The organism is Actinophytocola xanthii (genome assembly GCF_001921205.1).
Taxonomy (GTDB): Bacteria; Actinomycetota; Actinomycetes; order Mycobacteriales; family Pseudonocardiaceae; genus Actinophytocola; species Actinophytocola xanthii.
On record NZ_MSIE01000152.1, the window covers coordinates 1 to 4,489 of the forward strand.

The following is a 4,489-nucleotide window of genomic DNA, read 5'->3' on the forward strand; positions in this document are numbered from 1 at the left end:
GAGGCGCCGGTACTCCATCGGCCAGCGATTTGCCTGGCTCCCGCGCGTTGTCGACCACCTCGGAGGCAGAAGCCGGCATCCGGCCGACACTGCCGGATGCGTTCCCGCGCCGCCGATGAGCGGCGCGGGAACGGACTCGGTGCCCATGCCGTACGGCACAGCCGACGAACCAGACCGCTCAGTGCCGCTCCAGTTCGACCCTCGGCAGCAGTCGGGTCAGTGGTGCCGGCAGCCACCAGGCGCGACGGCCCATGAGTTCCATCGCCGCCGGGACGATCAGGCAGCGGATGACGACCGCGTCCACGAAGATCGCCACCGCCATGCCGAAGCCGGTCTGCTGGAGCAGCCGGTCCGGGCTGAGTACGAAGGCGGCGAAGATCACGACCATGATCGCGCCCGCCGCCGTGATGACCGCGCCGGTGTTGGCCAGTCCCTCCCGTACGGCGTGGGAATGATCCCTGCTCGGCGAACCGGTCCATTCCTCGTGCATCCGGGAGATCAGGAAGATCTCGTAGTCCATGGAGAGCCCGAAGGCGATGGCGAAGATCACCACCGGCAGGTACGCCTCGATCGGGCCGGGGTCGATGCCGAACATGCCGTCCTGGTACACGAGCTTCATGGCGCCGAGTGCGGCGCCGATGCTGAGCAGGTTCAGCACCGCTGCCTTCAACGGAATGAGCACCGAACGGAACACCACCATCAGCAGGAGGACCGAGAGGCCGACGACAATGGCCATGAACAGCGGCATGCGGTCGCCGGTCTTGCTGGAGTAGTCCTGCGCCGCGGCCGTGGCTCCGCCGACCAGGTACCGCGCGCCGTTCTCCGCCGACAGCGATGGCAGCACGTCGCCGCGCAGGGTGTCGACGAGCGCCGAGGTCTGCTCGTCCTGCGGTGAGGAGGCGGGGAACACGAGGACGGTCGCGGCCTCGCCGTCCGGCGTGGGCATCGGGTCCGCGACGGCCTGGACGCCCGGGGTGCCGCGGAGCGCACTGGCCACCGCGCCGGCCGCCTGTTCGACGCCATCGGACCCGCCCTCGGTCACCACCAGCAGTGGGCCGCTGAACCCTGGGCCGAACCCTCGCGAGAGCAGGTCGTAGGCCTGGCGGCTGGTGGTGTCCTCCGGATCGCTGCCGGCGTCGGAGAACCCGAGCCGCACGCCCAACGCCGGGAGCGCGAGGGCGGCCACGAGCATCGTCCCTGCCAGCAGGGCGGCCAGCGGGCGCCGCTGCACCACGACCGCGAGCCGGCGCCAGCCGGAACCGTCATCGGCCCTGCCCTTGGCCTTGCGCCGCTCGGCGCGTTGGGTGAACTGGCGGGCGAAGCGGCGGCCGAAGATGCCGAGCAGCGCGGGCAGCAGGGTGAGGGAGGCGAGCATGGTCACCAGCACGGTCAGCGCGGTGGCCAGCGCCATGCCCTGCAACGAGCCGAGCCCGAGGGCCACGAGGCCGAGGAGCGCCAGGATGACGGTGCAGCCGGCGAAGAACACCGAACGGCCCGCGGCGTCCATCGCGTTCACGGTGGCCCGTTCCGGATCCTCGCCGCGCACCAACTCGGCGCGGTAGCGGGCGAAGATCAACAAGGCGTAGTCGATGCCGACGCCGAGGCCGACCAGGATCATCATCGGCGGGGTCCACTCGGCGATCGTGAACACGTGCGACGCCACGACGATGGCGCCGACGGTGGACCCCACGGCGAACAGGGCGATGATGATGGGCAACCCCGCGGCGATGACGGTGCCGAACATCAGGACCAGGATGACCAGCGCGGCCAGCAGACCCATGCCCTCCGCGGCGCCGGTCTCGCCCGCGGCCAGCGTCCGGGCGGCCTCGCCGCCCAGCTCGGCCTGGAGCCCCTCGCCCTCGATCTCCTTGGCGGTGTCCACGATGCGCTGGGTGTCGGTCGTCGGCATGTCGGTCGACGGCATGTCGAGCATCACGGTGGCGTAGCCGATGGTGCCGTCCTCGGAGATGGCGCCCTCGCGGTCGTAGAGGCTGTGGACCTGCGCGACCCTGGGCAGCCCGGCGACCTCGTCGAGCATGGTCGTCACGCGCTGCTCGACACCGGGCTCGCGCAGGCCGCCGTCGTGACGCAGGACGATCTCGACGGTGTCCCCGGCGCGGGCGGCGCCGTGCTCGGCCAGCAGGTCCGCCGCGTGCTGCGAATCGGTACCGGGAAGCGAGAAGCTGTTGCGGTAGTCCTCGCCCACCACCGACGCGCCGGCCCAGGTGCCGGCCAGGACTGCCACCCAGAGGACCAGGGCAAGCCATCTGCGGCGGTAGGCGAAGCTCGCGATGCGGACGAACACCCCCCGCCGTGCCGGGGGGTTGATGTTCTCTCGGTCTGTCTCGGTAAGGGTCATGTTCTCTTTCCGGTCGGCTCGTCAACCGTCCACAGGTCGCCCTGGGCGTCGTCGTCGACCTGTTGACGACGAGACCCGCCGAGGTGTGACATGACCATCGGCAGGGAGCCGTGTCACACCGGGACCGGCTGTGTCGTCAACACCACATGGAACCCATGGGGCCGAACGCACGGGACGCCGACGAACTGCTGGCGCGGTCGTTCGAGGACAATCGACCGCGGCTGCTGCGCGTGGCGTACACGATGACCGGCTCGCTGGTCGAGGCCGAGGACTGTGTGCAGGAAGCGTGGCTGCGACTGCGCGGGCTCGACGACCCGGCGGCCGTCCGTGACCTCGCCGCCTGGTTGACGACCACCGTCAGCAGGTTGGCGCTCGACACCCTGAGCAGCGCGCGTGCGCGCCGGGAGCACTACGTCGGCACGTGGCTGCCGGAGCCGCTGGTCGAGGAACGCTCCCCCGACCCGGCCGACCGGGTCACCCTGGACGAGTCGGTGAGCATGGCGCTGCTCGTCGTCCTGGAGCGGCTTTCCCCCGCCGAGCGCACCGCGTTCGTGCTGCACGACGTTTTCAGCATCCCCTTCCCGGAGATCGCCGAGGTGGTCGGCCGCTCACCGGTGGCGGTGCGCCAACTCGCCTCGCGGGCGCGCAGGCAGGTCGAGGGCGGGCGGCCGCGGACACCGGCGACGAAGGCCGAACAGCAGGAGTTGGTCGACGCGTTCACGGCCGCCTGCCGGGGCGGCGATCTGCCGGGACTCTTCGCGCTGCTCGACCCCGACGTCGTGCTGCGCGGCGACGGCGGCGGCAAGGTCGGCGCGCTGCAAAACGTCGAGCGGGAGGCTGGGCGGGTGGCCCCGCTGATGCTCACCCTCGCCCGGGCCCACGCCGCGGGGCCGCTGGACATCCTGCGCACCGACGTCAACGGTGCTCCCGGACTGGTGATCCGGGGCGAGGACGGTGAGGTGTCGGTCATCGCCTTCACCGTGGACGCCGGACTGATCACCGCGATCGACTTCGTGCGCAACCCCGACAAGCTCGTGCATGTCCCGGACCCGGGCCGCACCGGCTGACGAGCGCGCTCGGCGCCTCCCTGGAGCGGCTGACAACCATGATCCTGGCCGGCGCGCTGTCGGCCCACGGCACACCTCCACTCAGCCTGCTGGCCGCCTACCAGGCCAAGCCAGACCTGGGCGTGACCTCCTGGGCGTGCTGCCCCGTGGCCACGTCCGTGATGGCGGATAGGGGTTCCCCAGATCTCCCGGCCCTCGCTGGACCTGGAGCAAACAGGGCTCTAACGTGGATCGTGAGGCCGTGATCGGAGTGCTGAATGAATGACCTAGGACGGGAAATAGAGGACAAACTGCTGGACGAGGTCGCCGGCGAGGTGCGCGAGAACGTGACCAGTCTCGGCAAGAACCTCGCGATCAGGCTCGGTCAAGAATGGGCGCGTAAACAGCTCGTCCGGACGGTGTCGGAGAACTATCCGCAGGAAATAGCGAAGCATATCCTCGCGAACCCCCACAGCTCTTCCTCGACACTTTTCCTCAGAGCGATCAACGCGCTCGCCGGGAATGCTCAGGGCACCGCGCAGTTCGCGAACAAGATCGCGCCAGCCGTCGGCAAGTACCTCGCGGTGTTCGTCGATCCCGCGGTCACCTGGATCAGGATGGCCCGAGACGACCACACCAGCGAAGAGATCATCCGAGAAACCATGAAGAGCCTGCTGTTGGGCATGGCCAAGACCTCCGCCAGCACGTTCCTCGGACCATGGGGGGGAACAGCGGCCGCCGTCGGCATCGACGCACTCGCGCGCCACCTCGGTGAACAGTGAGTTCGGCGGAGCTGTCGTTCCGGTCCGCGAACCTACCCGAACACCTGGCCGATCGCTGAGTGCGGGCGGAGCCGCGTCGGCGGAACTCAGGCCCGGCGCGTCGGGAACCGCACGGTGCACGGAGACGAGCCAGTAGCCAACAGAGACTCTCGCGGCGCTGAGCTGTTCTCCGCGCCGACACCCATCTCGTTTCACACGATGGCTTGATCCCCGACGACCCCACCCGCGACGTCCTCCTTGCGATCCACCCGGGCCACTAAGAAGTCGTTTCAGAATGATCTTGCGAGGTGGCGGTGGCAGAT

3 protein-coding genes are annotated in these 4,489 nt (G+C 69.6%); 2 read left to right on the plus strand and 1 reads right to left on the minus strand.

Annotation, left to right across the window (positions count from 1 at the left end; genetic code table 11):
* Nucleotides 1-178 precede the first annotated feature (178 nt).
* On the minus strand, nt 179-2,359 hold the full coding sequence (locus BU204_RS37520; protein ID WP_198943120.1) for an MMPL family transporter: 2,181 nt from the start codon (nt 2,357-2,359) through the stop codon (nt 179-181).
* A 155-nt stretch (nt 2,360-2,514) separates the two neighbouring features.
* On the opposite strand from BU204_RS37520, the gene sigJ reads away from it, so the two are divergent.
* Nucleotides 2,515-3,426 carry an RNA polymerase sigma factor SigJ gene (gene sigJ / locus BU204_RS37525; protein ID WP_075130534.1) on the plus strand — a complete coding sequence of 304 codons (912 nt, stop codon included), beginning with the start codon at nt 2,515-2,517 and terminating at the stop codon, nt 3,424-3,426.
* A 257-nt stretch (nt 3,427-3,683) separates the two neighbouring features.
* Nucleotides 3,684-4,187 (plus strand): hypothetical protein, encoded by a 504-nt coding sequence (locus BU204_RS37530; RefSeq protein ID WP_075130535.1) that lies wholly within the window; start codon nt 3,684-3,686, stop codon nt 4,185-4,187.
* The last annotated feature ends 302 nt before the right edge of the window (nt 4,188-4,489 follow it).